The sequence below is a fragment of the Endozoicomonas sp. G2_1 genome (genome assembly GCF_017744155.1).
Taxonomy (GTDB): Bacteria; Pseudomonadota; Gammaproteobacteria; order Enterobacterales; family Alteromonadaceae; genus JAGHQT01.
Window position 1 is genome coordinate 52,394 of sequence record NZ_JAGHQT010000014.1, and the last position, 21,432, is coordinate 73,825.

Annotated in this window: 18 protein-coding genes; 2 read left to right on the top strand and 16 right to left on the bottom strand. The window is 43.6% G+C overall.

Annotated features, from left to right (window positions below):
* Positions 1-19 precede the first annotated feature (19 nt).
* On the bottom strand, positions 20-1,024 hold the full coding sequence (locus tag J7384_RS14450; protein ID WP_209115167.1) for a 2-dehydropantoate 2-reductase: 1,005 nt from the start codon (positions 1,022-1,024) through the stop codon (positions 20-22).
* A 222-nt stretch (positions 1,025-1,246) separates the two neighbouring features.
* On the opposite strand from J7384_RS14450, the gene J7384_RS14455 reads away from it, so the two are divergent.
* Positions 1,247-2,230 carry an endonuclease/exonuclease/phosphatase family protein gene (locus J7384_RS14455; RefSeq protein WP_209115169.1) on the top strand — a complete coding sequence of 328 codons (984 nt, stop codon included), beginning with the start codon at positions 1,247-1,249 and terminating at the stop codon, positions 2,228-2,230.
* Positions 2,231-2,294: 64 nt separating this feature from the next.
* Here J7384_RS14455 and J7384_RS14460 read toward each other — a convergent pair whose 3' ends face one another.
* The 10 genes from J7384_RS14460 to metB all read right to left on the bottom strand — a co-directional run bounded on the left by J7384_RS14460 (position 2,295) and on the right by metB (position 15,392).
* The gene (locus tag J7384_RS14460) at positions 2,295-2,828 is read right to left on the bottom strand and encodes a hypothetical protein (protein ID WP_209115171.1); all 534 of its coding nucleotides are present in this window, start codon (positions 2,826-2,828) and stop codon (positions 2,295-2,297) included.
* Between the two features lie 59 nt (positions 2,829-2,887).
* A complete protein-coding gene (gene argA, locus J7384_RS14465; protein WP_209115172.1) occupies positions 2,888-4,198 on the bottom strand; it encodes an amino-acid N-acetyltransferase in 1,311 nt (436 codons plus the stop codon).
* Between the two features lie 105 nt (positions 4,199-4,303).
* On the bottom strand, positions 4,304-6,238 hold the full coding sequence (gene argH / locus J7384_RS14470; protein ID WP_209115173.1) for an argininosuccinate lyase: 1,935 nt from the start codon (positions 6,236-6,238) through the stop codon (positions 4,304-4,306).
* Between the two features lie 49 nt (positions 6,239-6,287).
* Positions 6,288-7,508, bottom strand: a complete 1,221-nt coding sequence (locus J7384_RS14475; RefSeq protein WP_209115174.1) for an argininosuccinate synthase — start codon at positions 7,506-7,508, stop codon at positions 6,288-6,290.
* 73 nt (positions 7,509-7,581) lie between these two features.
* Positions 7,582-8,493 (bottom strand): ornithine carbamoyltransferase, encoded by a 912-nt coding sequence (locus J7384_RS14480; protein WP_209115175.1) that lies wholly within the window; start codon positions 8,491-8,493, stop codon positions 7,582-7,584.
* A 53-nt stretch (positions 8,494-8,546) separates the two neighbouring features.
* Positions 8,547-9,344, bottom strand: a complete 798-nt coding sequence (gene argB / locus J7384_RS14485) for an acetylglutamate kinase (protein ID WP_209115176.1) — start codon at positions 9,342-9,344, stop codon at positions 8,547-8,549.
* 66 nt (positions 9,345-9,410) lie between these two features.
* Complete coding sequence (gene argC, locus J7384_RS14490; protein ID WP_209115178.1) at positions 9,411-10,442, bottom strand: N-acetyl-gamma-glutamyl-phosphate reductase; 1,032 nt, start codon at positions 10,440-10,442, stop codon at positions 9,411-9,413.
* A 375-nt stretch (positions 10,443-10,817) separates the two neighbouring features.
* The gene (gene metF / locus J7384_RS14495) at positions 10,818-11,705 is read right to left on the bottom strand and encodes a methylenetetrahydrofolate reductase (protein ID WP_209115179.1); all 888 of its coding nucleotides are present in this window, start codon (positions 11,703-11,705) and stop codon (positions 10,818-10,820) included.
* Positions 11,702-14,197 carry a bifunctional aspartate kinase/homoserine dehydrogenase II gene (metL, locus tag J7384_RS14500; protein ID WP_209115180.1) on the bottom strand — a complete coding sequence of 832 codons (2,496 nt, stop codon included), beginning with the start codon at positions 14,195-14,197 and terminating at the stop codon, positions 11,702-11,704. Before metL ends, metF begins: the two co-directional genes overlap by 4 nt.
* A gap of 31 nt (positions 14,198-14,228) precedes the next feature.
* Positions 14,229-15,392 (bottom strand): cystathionine gamma-synthase, encoded by a 1,164-nt coding sequence (gene metB / locus J7384_RS14505; protein WP_209115181.1) that lies wholly within the window; start codon positions 15,390-15,392, stop codon positions 14,229-14,231.
* 173 nt (positions 15,393-15,565) lie between these two features.
* On the opposite strand from metB, the gene metJ reads away from it, so the two are divergent.
* Complete coding sequence (gene metJ, locus J7384_RS14510) at positions 15,566-15,901, top strand: met regulon transcriptional regulator MetJ (RefSeq protein WP_209115182.1); 336 nt, start codon at positions 15,566-15,568, stop codon at positions 15,899-15,901.
* Positions 15,902-16,041: 140 nt separating this feature from the next.
* Here the strand turns inward: metJ and J7384_RS14515 are convergent, their stop codons facing one another.
* The 5 genes from J7384_RS14515 to hflK all read right to left on the bottom strand — a co-directional run bounded on the left by J7384_RS14515 (position 16,042) and on the right by hflK (position 21,382).
* Positions 16,042-17,283, bottom strand: coding sequence for a malic enzyme-like NAD(P)-binding protein (locus J7384_RS14515; RefSeq protein ID WP_209115183.1), 1,242 nt, complete (start codon positions 17,281-17,283; stop codon positions 16,042-16,044).
* Between the two features lie 359 nt (positions 17,284-17,642).
* A complete protein-coding gene (locus tag J7384_RS14520) occupies positions 17,643-18,941 on the bottom strand; it encodes an adenylosuccinate synthase (RefSeq protein WP_209115186.1) in 1,299 nt (432 codons plus the stop codon).
* A 120-nt stretch (positions 18,942-19,061) separates the two neighbouring features.
* Entirely contained in the window at positions 19,062-19,253 is a 192-nt protein-coding gene (locus J7384_RS14525; RefSeq protein WP_209115188.1) for a DUF2065 domain-containing protein, read from the bottom strand.
* Positions 19,254-19,333: 80 nt separating this feature from the next.
* On the bottom strand, positions 19,334-20,215 hold the full coding sequence (gene hflC / locus J7384_RS14530) for a protease modulator HflC (RefSeq protein ID WP_209115189.1): 882 nt from the start codon (positions 20,213-20,215) through the stop codon (positions 19,334-19,336).
* A gap of 3 nt (positions 20,216-20,218) precedes the next feature.
* Positions 20,219-21,382 (bottom strand): FtsH protease activity modulator HflK, encoded by a 1,164-nt coding sequence (gene hflK / locus J7384_RS14535; protein ID WP_209115190.1) that lies wholly within the window; start codon positions 21,380-21,382, stop codon positions 20,219-20,221.
* Between the last annotated feature and the right edge of the window lie 50 nt (positions 21,383-21,432).

Sequence of the window (21,432 nt, forward strand, 5' to 3'; positions counted from 1 at the left end):
CGTACCAGCACTAATTCAACTACCTGAGCTGCTGATACAGCTGGCTACCAGTTATCTGCATGCGGTTGTCTTTACCCTCAGTAAAAATCTGCTCAATTAACTTGATAATTGCCTCGTTGACTGGCGCTGAGCTACCTATTTGATGTGCCAATTTGACAATTTCACCATTGAGATAGGCAATTTCAGTTGGTCGACCTAACTGTAAATCTTCCCACATTGACGAGCGCGCCTGAGCATCTATCTTGAGCATACTGGCGGCAATTCGCGTGAACAGCCAGTTTGGCAATTTAAGTAAATGAGGCAGCAAACTTGGCCCTACCTTGGCTACTTTTGCCGGTGCAATACCTGCTTTGGCCAATACGCCAAGTGCTTCAATCATTGATAGCGCTAAAACTCGGCGGTAGTCGCGGTTTTCCAGTTGTTGTTTCAACGGTAAATCAGCGATCACATTAATTGCATTATTTAGGTTTAACAGCAGTTTGCCCCACTGAATACTGGCAATATCGTCGCTGACCATAGCATCAATACCAGCACTGACAAAGTACTGACTAAGCATTTTCGCTGGCTCAATACTCTCAAAGGCAAGTGCACCCTCAGTGCCACAAAAAAAGCGCCCTTGACCTTGGTTAACGACATTAAACGGCACCATACCGGTAATAATTTTGTGCTCAGGCATTAGCTTGGTAAGCAACTCGCCATTACCGATACCATTTTGCAAACTCACGAGTGCTGAATGCTTGGCTAAATAAGGCTTAATGTCTCGGGCAGCGCTTTCAGTGTCTTTTGATTTTACCGTCAGTAACACAACATCGACATTTGCTAAATCGCTCGGTTCAATAAATTTAATCGCGTTTGCTACACAGAATTTTTCAGAGCCATCGAGATTAGCTGATACAAGGCCGTGGTCAGCCAATGTCTTTTTAATGCTATCGCGGCCAATAAACACGACGTCTTGACCACTCGCTAGCAGCCGCCCGCCAAGGTAACAACCAATAGAACCGGCACCAAAAATTGCAATTTTCATATTCACGCGCTTTTGAATTAAACAGAGTTTTCAGACTAAAACAAAAAGCTAGTAAGGCCAAGGGCTTATAGTAAATGGACGAACTTATTGATGAGCATAACTAAGATAAATGCGGTAAATAACAGGCTCGACAAGATTGATATCGGCAAAAGCGCTATCAATCGCGGGGCAAACCATTAAAATAGCCTTAATATTGGAAAACCAGACCAACTGGACAAAATCATGAATTCACAAAAACCTCGAGTTAATAAACTAGGATTTAAAAAACTCATTGCCGCGTCGGCGATTATTAGCGCGCTAAGTCTTGTCAGCGCTTGCTCGACTGATACCACTGCTGGCAACGAGCCTGCAACTCAAGAAACTACTGTATCAAGTTTAAAAGTCGCCACTTGGAACATCGCATGGCTTGGCTCGCATGAATATAACAAGCGTGATAACGACGACTATCAACAGCTTGCTAAGTACGCGAAAGCACTCGACGCCGATGTTATCGCCTTGCAAGAAGTAGAAAACGCTGACTATGCCCGCAAGGTCTTTGGCGATGATTATCACTATTACTTTTCTACCAAAGACTGGGTTCAGCGAGTCGGTGTTGCGGTGCGAAAGTCACTGAACCTAGAGATCAAATCAGCTGAATATCGTGCACTGGATGTGGGTCGTGTGCGCAATGGTATCGACATTACCTTAACTCAAGGTGATAAATCACTGCGTTTACTTGCCGTGCACTTAAAGTCAGGTTGTTTTGACAATCCGCTTGATCCCGAAAGTGTCGCTGCCATGCCTGCTAGCACAGATCGCGAGTTGCGCAGAAAAGATGCTTGTCAGCGCTTAGCCAAACAACGCTCACCACTGGAAAGCTGGATTGATGCCCGCGCCAGTGAAAACAAACCCTTTATTGTTTTAGGTGATTTTAACCGCCGGTTTAGTCAAGACATTGCCAAACAATACCCAGAAAACCAAGGCCTTTGGCAAATCATTGACGATCACGACGCAGAAAAATTGTGGTCGCCAACCCTAACTACCGAATCTAAGTGTTGGGGTGGTTACTACAAAGACTACATCGACCATATTGTCTTCGACCCAAGAGCTAAGCAAATGTACCAAGCTGATTCGTTTAGCCAGTTGGTGTTTGATGGTGAGTACAGCCGGGAGCTAAGCAATGCGCTAAGTGATCACTGTCCAATAGCTGTCGAGTTGAATTGGTAGTGACTTCATTAATCAAGCAATATGTCAGGTTGAACTAAGCCTGACATATTGCGACAAGAATACACTAATTGTAGATTCTAAAGCTTGAATCCTGCTTCCAATTATCAAACTCATTGTTGACAACAGGCCAAGTATAATCAAACATCCATTCGCCCTTAATTTTTATGAAATAGATGTTAACACCTTTCCAATGCTCTGAGACAAAGTGGACATCCATTAACAGTTTTAAATGCCCCCTCTCTTTTTTACATCTTTGAGAAAAATGTGAAGGTGTTTTGTAGATAGTTAGCAACTCAAACTTTTGGTACCGGTGATACAATATAAAATCATTTAAGTCTGTAAACTGACTTAAAAAGCTAGAATCTTTATCACTTGAGCTAAGTTTTTCATATTGTTCAGTTAACTTTTCTTTATCGATAAATATAAAAGAATTGACGCGCTTCCAATAATCCTCTTGAGATTCATGGCTCTTATCAAAGTGCAGGTATTTTTGATAGAGATTCTTTAACTCACAATTCGCAAATGTTTTATTAGAAAAGCAAATCAACACAACGGAAAGCCAAACAGTATATTTAACTAAGGACTTTGTAAGAAACATAAACTATATTCCCGCTTATTAATCCGGTTGATTAAATTAGTTTACTTAGTACAAAAAAACTAAATATCCTTCACAAACACCTTAGACTTGCGTTGATAGTTATACATTTGCTTTTTGCCCTCTGGCAATTTGTCTATTGGCTGCTCAATGAAACCCTGCTCTCTAAACCAGTGGCCACTGACCGTGGTTAACACAAAAATACTCGACAGTTCTAAGTCTTTGGCCTGTTGCTCAAGCGCTTGTAGCAAACGGACACCGCGATTGCCCTTGCGATAATCAGGATGAATAGCAACGCAGGCAACTTCACCAGAGTTTTCTTCTGAATAAGGATAAAGCGCGGCACAGGCGATGGTAACATCTTCTTTGCGAATGACAGTGAAGCGGTCAATTTCCATTTCTAGCAATTCACGCGAGCGTTTTACTAGTACCCCTTCAGCTTCAAGTGGTTCAAGCAGTTCTAAAATGCCGCCAACATCATCAATAGACGCGGTTGAGATTTGTTCTTTGTAGTCTTTTGCCACTAGCGTACCAGCGCCGTCGCGAGTAAATAACTCTTGTAGTAAGGCGGTATCACTTTGGTAGTTCAAGCAATGACAACGCTCAACACCGCCGTCAGCACTTTCAGCGATTGCTTTTAGCAACAATTGTTGTTGGTAATCATCACTACTATTGAGTAGCTTTTTCACGCGGCTAACATCACAACTTTTAATCAACTTACCTGAGCTGTCGAGTAAACCGTCGTTTTTGCTAAAGGTAATCAACTTATCAGCATTCAGTGCAATTGCCGCTTGTGTGGCAACGTCTTCAAAGGTCAAATTAAACACTTCACCAGTCGGTGAATAACCGACCGGTGACAACAACACAATAGAGCCGTAATCGAGCTGGGTGTTGATACCAACGGTGTCGATGCGGCGAACAACGCCTGTGTATTTGTAATCAACACCATCTTTAACACCAATTGGACGAGCAACGACAAAATTACCTGTGCTGACGCGAATTTCAGCGCCGTGCATCGGCGAATTAATCAAGCCCATGGTCAGCAATGCTTCAATATGAATGCGCATTGAACCTGTGGCGTCTTTTACCGCAGATAAAGTATCGCTATCGGTAATGCGAACATTGTCCTGCATATTGGGCGCGACGTTTTGCCACTGCATGCGCTGGTCAATTTGCGGACGCGCGCCATGTACTAATACCAGCTTCACACCAAGACTGCGCAACAAGGCGATATCGTGAATAATGTTGGCAAAGTTGGCGTCTTGCACCGCTTCGCCGCCAAACATCAAGACAAAAGTCTTGCCGCGGTGGGCATTAATATAAGGGGCTGCATGTCTAAACCACTTGATGTCGCTTGGACCACTCTTATACATAGGCTGTTAAACTCTTTTTGTTGAAGCTATTCGTTATTAAACGGATTAATTTTGTCGTTTTAATGAAAAAGAGGCGAATCATTTCGCCCCTTGTGGTTGAGCAACTTAGTAGCCGCCGACCAAATATTCCATTGCCACCTCGTCGTCTGGATTCTTATGCGGGCTTGGCTCGCTGTCTTCAATAATATTATCAGCCAACGAATTCTTATCAATTAAGTTGAAACCAAGCTTGGTAAAGAAATCAGGTACATAAGTTAGCACAATGATTTTTTGCAGCTCGATTTGGTGAGCAAAATCTAATAAATACTGGACCATTGCCTGCCCTTGCCCTTGGCCATGAGCTTTTTCGTCAACAACAATTGAACGTATCTCGGCAAGACCAGTTTGGTAAATGTAAAGCGAGGCACAGCCAACCACTTCACCGGCAATTTCAGCAACAACAAAATTTTGAATGTCGTGAATAATATTGTCGCGTGAGCGCGGTAAAATTTCGCCTTTATCGGCCCAGTAATCCACTTGTTGATAAATTTTATCAACGTCTGACATACGCGCGCGACGCACAGAAATAGCGGCCGCACGTTGAGCATCTAAGCGCTGCTTAACTTGCTTTAACGCTACTTTAATTTGCTGTTTACCCGGTGCACCAACCACTTGTTCGTTAAGAATTTCGTCGTTGCCCGACTGAATACTCGCGATCGCTTTTTCCACTTGGCCACGCGAGGTACCACCAAGCACTTCACGCTTATCTAACGTCGATTCAATCGACAAGTGTTGATAAACATCTTGCTCGATTTTATCGCTAAACTCTTGAAGTTGGGTGAGGGTTAAATCTTCCAATGGACAGCCTTTATCAATGGCGGCAAGTACCACTTCACCGACAATGTGATGGGCTTCCCTAAATGGAATGTCTTTACTGACTAAATAATCGGCAAGTTCTGTGGCATTTGCATAACCTTGTTGCGCCGCCGCCAGCGTTCTATTGCGATTTACTTTCAAGCCATCAGCCACTAACACCGCCATTTCTAAGCACTCATGCCAAGTATCAAGAGCGTCGAATAGCCCTTCTTTATCTTCCTGCATGTCTTTGTTGTAGGCCAGTGGCAAGGCTTTCATGGTCATTAACATACCGGTTAATGAGCCTGTTACTCGGCCTGCTTTGCCGCGAATAAGTTCACAAGCGTCTGGATTTTTCTTTTGCGGCATTAATGATGAACCTGAGCTTACTAAGTCGCTCATTTCAACAAAACCCGCTTCACCTGAGTTGTAGAAAATCAAATCTTCAGCAAAGCGCGATAAGTGCATCATGCTAACGCTCGCTGCCGATAATAACTCTATAACGTGGTCACGATCTGACACTGCATCTAAGCTATTTAAGGTCGCTTTGCGAAAACCCAAGTTTTGCGCCAATAAGTCGCGATCAATTGGGTAAGCAGTACCCGCTAACGCTCCTGAACCAAGCGGTGAAGTGTCGGCGCGGTACAAAGCGTCTTTTAAGCGGCCAATATCGCGGTTAAACATTTCTACATAAGCTAAACACCAATGGCCGAAAGTCACAGGTTGGGCTCTTTGCAAATGGGTATAACCCGGTAACACTGTGCCTTTTTCACGCTCAGCAAGGTTCATTAACGCTTGTTGTAAATTGACTAAGGCCAATAAAATTTCGCCACCCGTCTCTTTACACCAAAGTTTTAAATCCGTCGCTACTTGGTCGTTACGGCTGCGACCTGTGTGTAATTTCTTACCCAAGTCGCCAGTTTTTTCAATTAGCGCACCTTCAACCCAGCTGTGAATATCTTCGGCATCAGATAACAAAATCTGCTTTGGATTTTGTTCAACCGACTCTTTCAATTCAGTTAACGCTTGTAATAACTGGTCAAGCTCAGCTTGGCTTAAAACATCAACCGTGGTTAATGCTTGCGCCCACGCCATTGAACCAACGATGTCTTGTACTGCCATACGGTAATCAACTGGCAGTGAGTCGTTGAATTTTTTAAATTGTGCACTGGCTTGCTCTTTAAAGCGGCCGCCCCATAACGCCATACTTTTCTCCTAATTCGCCTTTATTTAGTTTAGTTATCTAATTTCACTGCTACTTTTGGTTAAGTGCAGTAATTCTGCTCGATAAACTAAACAAGCGAATAAAACCTTCTGCGTGTTGTTGGTCGTAAACTTCGTCGGCACCGAAAGTGGCAAACTCCTCTGAGTACAAGCTGTTTGGTGAACGACGTTGGGTAACCGTTGCTTGGCCTTTGTAAAGTTTAACCACGACATCGCCAGTGACTTTTTCAGCCAGTGACGCTGCAGCAGCAAGCTGTGCTTTTGCCAATGGTGTGAACCAACGGCCATCGTAAATAACGTGTGAGAACTCAAGACCAATTGACTCTCTGAACTTGAGCGACTCTTTGTCTAAAATAAGGGTTTCTAAGCCTTTGTACGCCGCCATTAAAACAGTACCGCCCGGCGTTTCGTAACAACCGCGTGACTTCATGCCCACTAAGCGGTTTTCTACGATATCGATACGACCAACGCCATGCGCAGCGGCTTTGTCGTTCAAGTAAACCAAAGCTTGGTAAGGCGACAACTCTTGACCATCAACAGCGGTTAATTGACCTTCTTTAAAGCTCAAAGTCACTGAACCTGGCTCGTTTGGAGCATCCATTGGATCAACAGTCATGGTCCACACTTCTTTAGACGGCTCACACCAAGGATCTTCTAACTCACCGCCTTCGTGAGAAATATGCCAAGCGTTGGCATCGCGGCTGTAAATTTTAGTCAGTGACGCTGAACATGGAATATCGCGCTCGGCTAAGTAAGCCAATAAGTCTTCGCGAGAAACCATGTCCCACTCACGCCAAGGAGCAATAACCGTTAGCTCAGGCGCTAGTGCCGCGAAACAAGACTCGAAACGCACTTGGTCGTTACCCTTACCAGTACAGCCGTGACATACAGCGTCAGCACCTACTTTAAGCGCGACTTCAACGTGTGCTTTCGCAATCACTGGACGCGCCATTGAAGTACCCAACAAGTACTGACCTTCGTAAACTGAACCCGTTTTTAAGATCGGGTAAATGTATTCTTTAACAAATTCTTCTTTTAAGTCGACAACGTGACACTCAGAGGCACCTGAGGCAATGGCTTTTTCTTTGATACCTTCAAGTTCTTCGTCACCTTGGCCAACATCGGCACAAAAGGCGACAACTTCACAACCGTCGTAGTTTTCTTTTAACCAAGGAATGATTGCCGAGGTGTCTAAACCACCTGAGTAGGCCAATACCACTTTTTTGATTTTTTTCTTTGCTGCTAATGCCATCTTCGTTTCCTAAATTCTATTCGTTTAAACTGTAAATTCTGTTCTTTTGCTGATTTCAGTACCGTTGATAAAACTACTGAAAAAAGCTGACTAATACGGCGTTTTGCGCCCACATTCTGTTTTCTGCTTGTTGGAAAACCACTGCTAATTCGCTGTCGAATAGCTCAGTAGTGATTTCTTCTTCCAAATGCGCTGGCTGACAGTGCATAACAATTTTCGCGCCGGTATCCGTCATCATTTGATGATTGACTTGATACGGCATAAATTTCGCCAAAATATCTTCAACCTTAGTATCATCACCCATCGACACCCAAGTGTCGGTGTAAATCGCATCTTGTTGACCAAGGTCGCTAACATCTGAAGTTAATATTAGTTTAGCACCTGATTGCTCGGCAATTTTTAATGCTTTGTTAAACATTTCAGCACTAGGGCCATGACCAGGAGGACAGCACAATGTAAAGTCCATGCCAAGCGTTGCCGCCATAATCATCAATGAATTTGAGACGTTGTTGCCATCGCCAACATAAGCGAATTTGACTGCGCTTAAATCGTCAAAATTTTCCGCTAAGGTGACGAAATCGGCTAGGCCTTGGCATGGGTGGTAGCTATCGCAAAGCGCATTAACTACAGGCACACTGGCGTGCTCAGCAAGCTGCTGGATAGAGTTGTGACTAAAGACACGAGCGACGATAACATCGGCCCAGCACGATAAGTTCTTCGCGTAATCACTGACTCGTTCACGTTCGCCGAGCTTGCCATTTTGTTGGCCTAAGTACAGTGCGTGACCACCAAGTTTGTTAATGCCTATATCAAAGCTAACGTGAGTTCTCAATGATGGTTTTTCAAAAATCATGGCGACTGATTTGCCCGCCAAAACGTTTTGGTAATCTTGTGGTTTTGCTTTAATTCTGATCGCTAAGGCAATCAAGTCGAGTAATTGTTGTTTTGATAGCTGATCGTCAGCTAAAAAGTTCTGTAACGACATAAGTAATTCTCGTGTTCTATCAATAAATGCGGTAATTAATGTTTAGACAAAAACTAATAAGGCTGAATGCGGGTACCAGAAGCTTGGCTGTTTTCCGAGTTAGTGCTAACTAAAGTTAGGATTTGCTCGGGCGTTTTCCAACTGGCAACCGCGATACTTCGTCGCAACTGTTGTGCTGCTGCTAGTGCTGCATTGACCTTCGCAGTCATACCGCCAGCAATGACCCCTTGTTCAATCAATTGATTTGCTTGTTTGGCATCTAGGGTTGGTAAATACTCACCATCAGCACCTTTAACGCCATTAACATCGGTCAGTAATAACAATTCGGCATTGAGTAACTGACAGATAATAACAGCGGCATCGTCGGCATTGACATTGACTAACTCACCACCAGCGAGCGCGCCAATGGATGAAATGACAGGTAAAAAGTTGGTTTTAATCAAAGTGTCGAGCAACTTGCTATCACCCGCACTAGGCTCGCCAACTAAACCCAAATCTTTATCACTAAGTTTACAGTTAACCATGCCGCCATCAGCCAGTGATAGACCAACTGCAGTTAAACCTAAACTATTAGCAGTAGCGACAATCGACTTGTTGACGGTACCAGCAAGGGCACCGCTGATAATTGGCATTTGCTCACTTGGTGTAACTCTAAGGCCAGCTTTTTTTTCTGTAGTAAAGTTTGCCTGCGCCAGCATGTCATCAACCACACAGCCACCGCCGTGTACTAACACGACTGGATGGCCTTTGAGCTCAGCGATCACTTTAAGCAGTGCTTGCAAAGCAGATTCGTGCTCTAAAATAGCTCCACCAATTTTAATCACTAACGGTTTAACTTGGGTTGTGGTCATTGCTTCTTCTCTTATACTTTTATTTTCTGGCTCAAGGCTTTTTTTAGCTCAAGGCTGTTGCTGGCACTAGGCTGTTGCTGGCACTAGACTGTAGTGGCTTGGTAAGCCAAGTGACAAGTTCGCGCATTGAACGGCTTGAGAAGCCGCGCCTTTTAACAAGTTATCGATGGCACAACTGGCAACCACCACTTGCTTCTCTTCATCAACTTTGACGTGAACATCGGCAAATGGTGTGTAAGCAACATTGTCGATTTTCGGCCAAACTTCAGTTAGACGAACAATCTTTGAGTCTTGATAAGCGTCAACATAAGCTTGTTGAACTTGTTGTTCGGTAACACCAGCTTTTAATTGCAAAGTCACGGTCGCTAACAAACCGCGTTTGTACGGTGCTAGATGCGGGTTGAAAATCACCTGCGCGCCCGCTTCTTGACTAATTTCAGGCTGATGTCTGTGCTGTAAAATGTTGTATGGCGTTAAGCTCACTTCGTTAAAACTAGTAGCTAACGAGGCTTTGCGCCCGGCACCGCTAACGCCGCTAATACCGTTAACAACAATCAAGCCATTTTCTTGCGCTAAACCATTGGTCATCAGAGGTTTTAATGCCGTTAAACTGGCGGTTGGGTAACAACCTGGCACTGCCACTAATTGAGTGTTTTGCAAATCCGCTTCCAGCCACTCGGCTAAACCGTATTCAGCGCTGGCAAGGGCGTTTAAATCACTGTGCTCAAAACCGTAGTAAGTTGGATAGTCAGCGGCTTGTTTGAGGCGAAAGCCACCGGAAAGATCGAATACTTTAATACCGGCGTTGACGAACTTACCGCCCCAGTCGGCTGAAAATTCGTGTGGTGTTGCAAAAAATACGGTATCGGGTTTATTGTCGCTGGCGATAGTTTGTTCAAACCAATCGGCGGAAAACGCCGTCAATGGCAAGTCGCAAACGCCCTGCCAACGTGGGTGTAATTGACTAAAACGCAAATTGGCAGAATCGCTGTTTTCAGAAACCAGCAAATCGCTGATCTCAATTTGGTCGTGTTGTATCAGTAACGCGATAAGCTCTGCGCCAACATAACCACTTGCTCCAACTACTGCCGCTTTCATAAATAGGTCAACCTTTTCGTTTAGATTTGCAAATTTTTTGCATAATTCAATCAATTATAGGCGATTATTTATACCGACTTTTGCTATTGGACTAGCGTCGAAGTCAAAGAAAAATGACCAGCCTAATTTAATATGGTGCAAAGGTAACAGTTAAAATATATTTATGCAATAAATTAGCATAAATATATTTTATTGAGTGTTATAAACTCAGGTTAAGAGTCAATTAACCAGCATTAAAACAGCTAATGATTACAAGGATATGACTGTAAAAACAGCAAAAGAGAAGGAAAGTTAAACTCAGAAAAAAGAGAAATGAATTTTTATTAACGGCAAAGTTGTTTAAAAACTTTGCCGTTAAGCACTAATTGCAACGCGTTATTGCGGACGAATACCCAGCATATGACAAATAGCGTAGGTTAACTCAGCGCGATTTAAGGTATAAAAGTGGAAGTTTTTTACACCCTCGCGATTGAGTACTTTAACTTGTTCCATGGCGATATTGGCACCCACCAAACGACGCGTCATTTCGTCATCTTCTAGGCCTTGGTACATTTTTGTCATCCAACTTGGTACGTGAACATTGGTTAAGCCAGCAAAGCGTTCAAGTGTTTTGTAGTTGGTCACCGGTAAAATGCCCGGCACAATTTCAACATCGATTCCTACGGTGACACAACGGTCGCGAAATCTCAGGTAAGACTCAACGTCGAAGAAGAACTGGCTAATAGCGCGATTAGCACCAGCGTCAATTTTTCGCTTTAAGTTCAGCAAATCAAACTGAGCATTTGGTGCTTCTGGGTGCACTTCAGGATAAGCCGCAACCGAAATGTCAAAATCTGCCACTGAACGCAACAACTCAACTAAATCACTGGCATATGAATGCTTTTCTGTATTGCCTTTTGGCAAATCACCGCGCAGAGCAACAATATGACGAACGCCGCTTTGCCAATAGTCTTTAGCAATTTGAATCAACTCTTCTTTTGAGGCATCAATACAAGTTAAATGAGGCGCCGCAATCAGTGCGGTATCTTTTTGGATGCGTTTGATAACATCGTGAGTTCGATCACGGGTGCCGCTGCCTGCACCGTAAGTCACTGAAACAAAACTTGGCTTTAACGGCGCTAAACGCTCAATTGAACTCCACAGTGTCTCTTCCATCGCGGGAGAGTTCGGTGGGAAAAACTCAAATGAAACCTGAATATCTTGGCTGATATCGGCCAAGCTCCGGTTTAATGCTTCGATCTCTCTGGCGTGGCTGTAACTCATTGGTTGATCCCCTTAATCTTCACTTGCTGAGTTTTGTTGGCTAGTTGCTGGCAAATTGTTACTAAATCGCTGTGGACACCGGCAGCAGTAACTTCTCGTCCTGCTCCCGGCCCTCTAATAATCAATGGATTACTCTGATACCACTGAGTTTTTATCTGAAAAATATTGTCGCATGGCGTCAAATTGGCAAAGGCGTGGTCGGCCGCTAATTCAGCGAGGTAAACTTTTGCTGAATAGTGATTGTCTACTCGGCGAAATTCGGCGATATAACGCAAGCATTTACCCTGTGCTTGTGCTGCTTGCAGCTGAGTTAAAAAGCCTTGATTCAGTTGTTGTGCCTCGGACAAAAAGTCATTTTTATCTAGGCTTTGTAATGCCTCAGGTACCAAGTTTTGGCAATCAATATCAGCTAAATCAAGTTCAAAACCAGCGGCACGAGCTAAAATTAACAGCTTGCGTTGGACATCTTTACCCGATAAATCGTCGCGCGGGTCTGGTTCAGTTAAACCATCCGCGAGCGCTTGTTTTATTAAATCAGAGAAAGGCTGTTGGCCATCGTAATTTTGGAACAACCAAGACAAAGTACCGGAGAAAATACCTGAGATTTCTTCAATTTGATGGCCACTTTGAGTCAAATCATCAATGCTAAAATTAATCGGTAATGCCGCGCCTACTGTTGTGTTACCCAACCATAAGCATTCATTTTGTTGAACTGCTGAGGTCAGTCTCTGATAGTTATCAGTATTCGATGACGCCGCCCATTTGTTGGCACCGATAACGTGAATGCCCAAATTAAAAAAGTCGTGATAAAGGGCACTAAAACTCTCACTTGGGGTAATATCAGCAATCACTAAGTCATCATAAGGGTGTTGACTTAACCAAGTTAAGAGCTGCTCTAGAGTGTAGTCTTGGCACTGACTTTGGTATGTCGCTATGGCTTGTTCCGGCTCAATACCATCTAAATCAAACACCGCCTTAGTTGAGCCCACTAGGCCAACTAAGTGAACATTTTCTAACACAGGTAAATTGAGCTGCTGTGGTAATTGCTCCACAAAACACTGACCAATATTGCCTAAACCAGCAACCACAAGGCCAATATGACGGGCGTGTTTAGTCATTTTGTGATGGACGCGATTGACCAGCTCAAGTGGACAATCATCGTTCAGTATCGCGATCAAACTGTGTTCACTGCTGGCGCTAGTTGCGCTAGGAGACATCAGTGCAACCAGCTGTGCTGGTTTCAATGCTCGTTTAAATCTTGCTTTTACTTGGGCATGGCTTGCAACCTTGTAACCGACAACCGCGAGAATTGATGCCGCTTGAAAGGTTAGTTGCTGGCCTTGGCTCGCCAAGTGTTGGCTTAACTGTTTTTGCTGAGCTTGATTGATGACTAAGAATCCGCGGCTGGCATCAAAACTAATAACCGCGATATTTTGCTCTGGCAAGTTTTCGACAAGTTCCGCACCCGCGGCGCCGAGTAAACAGTCGGATTTCACCAAAATTAAATCATTTTGATAAGTAATAGAAAGCTCTTGTTGCGCAATTTGGCCAAAGCGTCCAACCTCAGTACCAACGGTTTCAGGCGCAAAGCTGCTCGCAATGTGCAAATGGCAAATGTGATCAGTGTCGAATAAGCCAGCTGTTAGCGGCTTCAAGGTATTGGCATGTAATACCGGGTTACCCAGGCGACCGAGTTCTTTGGCAACCGCATTGGGCAAGCGATTTAGCTTGCGAGCGGTGGGCACGACCCGAGGATCAGCACTGTAAATACCATCGACATCAGTCCATAGTGTCACGTTGTACGCATTCGCTAAAGCAGCAACAATAGTGGCTGAATAATCACTGCCATTGCGGCCAAGTGTACAAGTATTGTTGTGTTTGTCTCTGGCAATATAGCCAGTTACAACGGCTAACTTTTGCTCCTGAATATTCTGACGAAACAAAGCACCACTACTAGCGTAATCAAGCTCGCCTGTTTGACTGTTTTCAACGCGAAGGAAGTCTCGAGCATCGAGAAAGTAGCTCGGACAAACCCGCTCATTGAGTAAAGCCGACAGCAGCCTTGCAGACCACAGCTCGCCAAACGCGAGAATATCACTGTAATGGGCATTGACATCACTCGCTAACCATTGGCTAACTTGCGCAATATCTTGTTTGAGTTGACTCATCAAGCGATCGCTATGCTCTGGCCTCACTAACTGACTAATCAAATCCGTTTGGCTTTGCTCAAGATCAAATAACGCCTGCTTGAGTTCAACCGATTGCGATAAACTTTGAGCTGGCTTAGCAATACCCTCGGTCGCTTGACTCGCCAAACTCAGGAGAGCAAATAGATGATCTGTGGTATCGCCGTTAGCAGAAACGACAATGTAATCATTTAGCCCAGCTTTTTGCTCAATAATATTGATTACGCGCTCAATACAAGCGACGTTGGCTAGGCTTGAGCCACCAAACTTGTGAACGTTGATTGATTGGCGTGCTACAGGCGTCATCTCATTCTACTTCTAGTTGTTTTTCTAAGTATTAAAGCGCTTGTTGACTCGCAGCCAAGCCTTGGCGCAAATCATTAATAATATCTTCAACGTCTTCAATGCCTACCGCAATGCGCACCAAAGACTGGCTGATACCAGCAGCCTCTTGTGCTTCTAATTCCATACCAGCATGGGTCATGGTCGACGGGTGACTAATTAAGCTTTCAACACCCCCAAGCGACTGCGCTAGTGTAAATAACTCAAGGTTAGCAAATAACGCTTTTACCGCTTCGACACCGCCCTTTACTTCAAAACTCATCATGGCACCAAAATCACTTTGCTGACGCTTAGCAAGCTCGTGACTCGGGTGGTCCGCTAGCCCCGGGTAGTAGACTTTTTCTACCGCCGGATGGTTAACTAAAAATTCGGCAACGCGATTGGCGTTTTCTTGGTGTTGTTTCATTCTCAGTGGCAAAGTCTTCAAACCGCGTGATACTAAGTAGCTGTCAAAAGCTGAACCGGTGATACCGATACAGTTGGCCCACCACGCAAGCTCATCGCCTATTGCTTGGTCTTTAGCAATCACAACTCCGGCAACAACATCGGTGTGGCCATTGATAAACTTAGTGGTTGAATGGAAAACAATATCGGCACCAAGCGCTAGTGGCTGCTGTAAAAACGGCGACAAAAACGTATTATCAACTGCGACTAATGCTCCGACGTCGTGGCTTGCTTTAGCAATTGCTTCAATATCAACCAAGCGCAATAAAGGGTTACTCGGCGTTTCAATTAACACTAGCTTTGGTCGTCTCACTAGGGCGTCTGCCAATGCTTGAGGATCGTTTTGGTCAACGACCAAGAGCTTAAAATTGCCTTTATTAGCCAAGTGGGTGTACAAACGGTAACTACCGCCATAGCAATCATGGGGAATCACCATTAAGTCGTCAGTAGTCAGCAACTGACAAAGTAAATGAGCAGCGGCTAATCCTGTACTAGTAACCACACCAACCGCACCGCCTTCCAAGTCAGCCATCACCTTAGCCAATGTCGCACGAGTAGGATTACCGGTGCGGGAATAATCAAAATCGCGTTTTTGATTGAAGCCTTTTAATGAATATGTGCTCGAAAGGTGAATCGGAGCAACCACAGCACCGTGATGCTGATCACTATTAATACCTGCGCGAACCGCTCTAGTAGCAAGTTTGTAGCCTGTCATGTTTACTCCGTTTTTTAGCAACTAAATTTTAGATGTTTGGACGTCTATAAATCTAAACGGTTTACTAGGAGTGGTCAAGAAGTTTTAGACATCTAAACTTCTACACATTCATATTGACTCAAAAGCCACAACCAGTAAAATGACCTTGGGCAAGATAATAACTGAGGTAATCTATGGCAGAATGGAATGGCGAATATATAAACCCATACGCCGAACACGGAAAAAAAAGTGAACAAGTAAAAAAAATCACCGTATCCATTCCCTTACGTGTATTAAAAGTGCTTACCGACGAAAGAACTCGTCGCCAAGTAAACAACTTGCGCCACGCCACTAATAGCGAGCTATTGTGTGAAGCATTTCTACATGCATTTACCGGTCAGCCACTACCTGATGACACAGATTTAGCTAAAGACAATACTGAAAAGCTACCGGCCAGCGTTCGAAAAATATTAGAAGAACAAGGTATCACCGACTTTAGCGTTTTCGAAATAGACGAAGAAGAAAGTTAAAATTATTAGTTGATTGAGGTTAACTCAAGGCTATTACTAACAAACAAAAAACTAACCAATAAAAAAGTAACTAATAAAAAATGACGAAAACAAAAACGCCGCTTAATTAAGCGGCGTTTTTGTTTCTACAACTTAATGACTTAAGCCATGTAATTTTCAGGTAAGTCGATACTGGCAACACCTGAATCAATCGCAGCTTGTGCTACAGCTTTAGACACTTGAGATAGCAAACGCGGATCCATTGGTTTTGGAATAATATACTCAGCACCAAACGTTAAGCTATCAACACCTGCAGCCGTTAGTACTTCTTGTGGTACTGGCTGTTTTGCAATTTCGCGAATCGCGTTAACCGCCGCCACCTTCATTTCTTCATTAATGGCACGTGCTCTTACATCTAAAGCACCGCGGAAAATAAACGGGAAACACAAGACGTTGTTAACTTGGTTCGGATAGTCTGAACGGCCTGTTGCAATAATGACATCATCGCGAGTAGCACGTGCCAATTCAGGTTTAATTTCAGGATCTGGATTTGAACAGGCGAATACCACTGGCTTTTCAGCCATTAACGCCAGCTGCTCAGCACTCAATAGGTTCGGACCAGAAACACCAACGAAAACGTCAGCACCAGCAATAGCGTCGTCGAGAGTACGCTTATCGGTATTATTGGCGAATAATTTTTTATACTCGTTTAAATCATCGCGACGCGTGTGAATAACGCCTTTGCGATCCAACATATAAATTCGTTCCCGTTGCGCACCACAGCTCACTAAAAGCTCCATACAAGCAATTGCAGCAGCACCAGCGCCCAAACAAACGATATTGGCATTGGTGATATCTTTGCCTTGAACTTCTAATGCGTTCAACATGCCCGCAGCAGTAACAATGGCTGTACCGTGTTGATCATCGTGGAAAATAGGAATTTTACAACGTTCAATAAGGGCTTTTTCAATTTCAAAACACTCAGGTGCTTTAATATCTTCTAAGTTAATACCACCAAAAGTATCAGCGATATTGGCAACGGTGTTAACAAACTCTTCAACCGTTTTGTGCTTAACTTCGATATCAAACGAGTCGATATTAGCAAAGCGTTTGAACAACAATGCTTTACCTTCCATCACTGGCTTAGACGCCATTGGACCAAGATTACCTAAACCTAGAATTGCTGTGCCGTTTGAAATAACAGCCACTGTGTTACCTTTACCCGTGTACTTGTAAACATCGTCTGGGTTGTCGGCAATTTCGCGTACAGGCTCAGCAACACCCGGGCTATATGCGAGTGATAAGTCTAAGGCTGTTTCTGCGGGTTTAGTTAACTCAACACTAATTTTACCTGGGGCAGGTTGAGCGTGGTAATCAAGTGCTTGTTGACGTAAGTCAGTCATTTTCATTAGGTCCTAATGCGTTAATCTGTGATTGTTGTTTCAAATATTCTTATCAATTATTTTCAATATAATAGTATTTTATAATAGTAAGCCAAGGCAAGCTCAGATTGTTATAATTAAGCACTTATGGTGAGTTTACCTTGGAATCTACACTCAAACTATCTCAGTATAGATGAGCGCAATTCGAGCTTATCAAAGCAGCTGATAAAAAACTTATTGTTGTAGCCAATAATTAATATCGATTTAGCTTATCTTATAAACAGTAGGATACATTGAGTGTTGGAAACAAAAAAGCCAGCATCAACTGCTGGCTTTTTGGCGATAGCTTGACTAACTTGTGTCGTTAGTAAACGATGGTATTACTCGTCAAATGGGTTAACAAGAATCATAGTTTCGTTGCGATCTGGACCCGTTGAAATAATATCAACTGGCACGCCTGTTACTTCTTCAATGCGCTTGATGTAAGCAACGGCATTAACAGGAAGTTGTGACAATTCAGTAGCGCCAACAGTACTTTCTGTCCAACCTGGTAATTCTTCATAAACTGGCGTAATTTCTTCGTAACCTTCTGCAGCCGTTGGCGGCACAGTCACGATATCGCCTGTTTTAGTTTTGTAACCAGTACAAATCTTTAACGTTTCTAAACCGTCTAATACGTCTAACTTAGTTAAACAGAAGCCTGAGATACTATTGATTTGCACAGCGCGATGCATAGCAACGGCATCAAACCAGCCACAACGACGTTCACGGCCAGTAGTAGCACCAAACTCGTGACCTACAGTACCTAAATGATTACCAATTTCATCGTCAAGCTCGGTCGGGAATGGACCTGAACCAACACGAGTTGTGTACGCTTTGGTAATACCTAATACGTAATCCAAGTAACGAGGACCAAAGCCACAACCTGTGGCAACACCACCAACGGTAGTATTCGACGAAGTTACATAAGGGTAAGTGCCGTGGTCAATATCAAGTAAAGTACCTTGTGCACCTTCAAACATGATTGAGTCGCCGTTCTTACGCGCTTGGTCAAGCATTTCTGAGATGTCGGCAACCATGTTTTTGATAATGTCAGCAACAGCCATCGCGTCAGCAAGGACTTCTTCGTAGCTCACCGGCTCAACTTTGTAGTAAGTGGTTAAAACAAAGTTGTGGTATTCCATGATCTCTTTTAACTTGGCAGCAAAAGATTCTGCACAGAATAAATCGCCAACGCGCAAACCGCGACGAGCAACTTTATCTTCGTAAGCTGGACCAATACCACGACCAGTAGTACCGATAGCTTTACTACCGCGGGCAATTTCGCGAGCTGCGTCTAAGGCATTGTGATAAGGAAGAATTAATGGACAAGCGTCACTAATTAACAAACGCTCGCGCACTGGTACGCCGCGTTCTTCTAACATAGTGATTTCTTTCATCAATGCTTTTGGACAAAGCACGACACCGTTGCCGATCATACATTTTACATTGTCGCGTAAAATACCTGATGGGATTAAATGCAATACGGTTTTTTCACCGTTGATTACCAACGTATGACCAGCGTTGTGACCACCTTGATAACGTACTACATACTTTGCTTTATCAGTGAGTAAGTCAACGACTTTACCCTTACCTTCGTCACCCCATTGGGTGCCCAGAACTACGACGTTTTTGCCCATGTTTACAGTTTGGAAAGAAAATTAGGCGGGGATTCTATCAAATATAAATTAGCAGTCCAAGGATTTATTGGCGCTTTTTAATACAATTTAGCACTTGGTTAAAAGTGCTTTTAAAAGCTGCTATGACGAATAGGCTAAGGTAAACAAAAATAATCCAATGGCGACAATGATTAAGCCAAAAGTACGAATTTGACCAGCTGGTTCCTGAGCAATTTTGGCGACGTAACTGCGCCATTTATTTGGGAATAACGCAGGAATAAGTCCTTCGATAATAAGTGCCAAAGCAAATGCCAACAACAATGTATCAACCATAAATTACCTATAAAAAAACACCGAGTCACTATTTATCATAGCTTCTCGGTGTTTATTAATCGAACTATCCCAAACTTAGGTTATTTTTGTTTAGCGTTGTCTTTCAAGTAGTGGAAAAAGTCACTGTCCGGTTTAACCACCATGATGTCGCTTTTGCTGTTAAAGCTGTTCTCGTATGCTTGTAAGCTTCTGAAGAAACCGAAGAACTCCGGATCTTGCTTATAGGCATCGGCGTAAACTTTTGCTGCAAGCGCATCACCTTGACCGCGAATCTCAAAAGCTTCTTTTTGTGCCGTTGCTAGCATAACTTCAACTTTTGCATCGATAGTTGCGCGAATAATTTCTGACTGCTCTTGACCTTTAGAGCGGTGCTCTTTAGCCACTGCAGTACGTTCAGCGCGCATACGTTCGTAAATTGAATTACTGATTTCAGAGGGTAAGTTAATCGCTTTTACACGCACGTCAATCACGTCAATACCTAAATCTTCACGTGAGCTGCGAGCACTTTCCAACGCTTTTTCCATCACTTCTGAGCGGTCGCCAGAAACGATTTCTTTGATAGTACGAGTACCGAATTCAGTTCTCAAGCCATTGTTAACTTTCTGTTTTAACAAGGCACGAGCATTTTCAATGTTACCTGAAGTTCTCAAGTAATAAGTTGAAAAGTCCGCTATACGCCATTTAACGTAAGAGTCGACCATTAAGTCTTTTTTCTCAGAGGTCACAAAGCGATCTGGCGCTTCATCCATGGTTTGGATACGAGCGTCGATCTTTTTAACGTCTTCGATTAACGGTATCTTGAAGTGTAAACCCGGTTCAAAGACCAGCATTTCGCCATTGCTGTCACGCTTGATCTTATTGAATTGGAAAACGATACCGCGCTGTCCTTCGTTAACCACAAATACTGCAGACACACCTAGTAGCAACAAAGCAGCAATAATAACAACTAATAGATTCTTCATTGCTTAGTTTCTCCCGCTGCTAAATCTGTCAGTACGGCCGCTGCTGCGACCACCAGTTGAGCTTGGTGACGTGGTGGTCACTGGCACTCGGCTTAAATCGTTTGGTTGCGTTTGAATCACGCGCGGCGTTTGGCCTGATGACTGATTCATAATTTTGTCTAATGGCAAGTACATCATGTTATTACCGCCCTCAACGTCAACCACAACTTTACTGGTATTACTGTAAACTTTTTCCATAGTACCTAGGTATAAACGCTCACGAGTAACCTCTGGCGCCGCTTGGTATTCTGGTAAAATTTTGTTGAAACGTGCAACCGCACCTTCAGCGTCAAGTACTGTGCGCTCTTTGTAAGCAAGGGCTTCTTGTTCTAAACGCTTAACACTACCACGAGCACGTGGTTCGATACCTCGGGCATAAGCTTCAGCTTCGCGAATGTAGCGAATTTCATCTTCTTGTGCAGCAATAGCATCATCAAAAGCATCTTTAACCGCTTCAGGTGGACGGGCATCTTTAAAGTTGACATCAACTACAAGTAGGCCCATGTTGTAACGTTCAATAATCTGGTTTAACTCAGACCATACCGCTTGACGCACTTGCTCACGACCTGAGGTTAACACGTCATCCATTTTTGAATGACCAACAACGTAACGCAAAGCACTGTCTAAAGCTTGACTTAAACTCTCGTCGGCATCAGTCACACTGAAACGATAATTGCGAGGGTTTTCAACGCGGTATTGCACCTGCATTTCAACTTCAACAACGTTTTCGTCTTGGGTTAACATAAAGCCATTAGCTGGTAAGGTGCGAGTAGTTTGCACATCTACCGGAATTACTTGCTCAATGAAGGTCCACTTCCAGCTTAAGCCTGGCTCAACTTCACCAACGTACTCACCAAAACGCAATTTAATACCGCGTTCAGCTTCTTTAATGGTGTAGATACAGCTAAAACCATATACTAACAATGCAGCAATTAAAGCAATGGCAAACAAAGCGCCGGAAAAATTATTGCCAGAGTTTTGCGACGAAGAGTTACCACCGCCAAAAACGCCACCAAGTTTATTGCCTAAATCTTTAAATAAATCATCTAAATCTGGTGGTCCTTGGTTATTGCCACCTTTATTTTTCCAGGGATCTTTATCACCTTTCCCCGGTTCGTTCCAAGCCATCTTGCTCTCCACTCTCTAAAATAAATAAATCGGTTTTATGCTGAGCACTA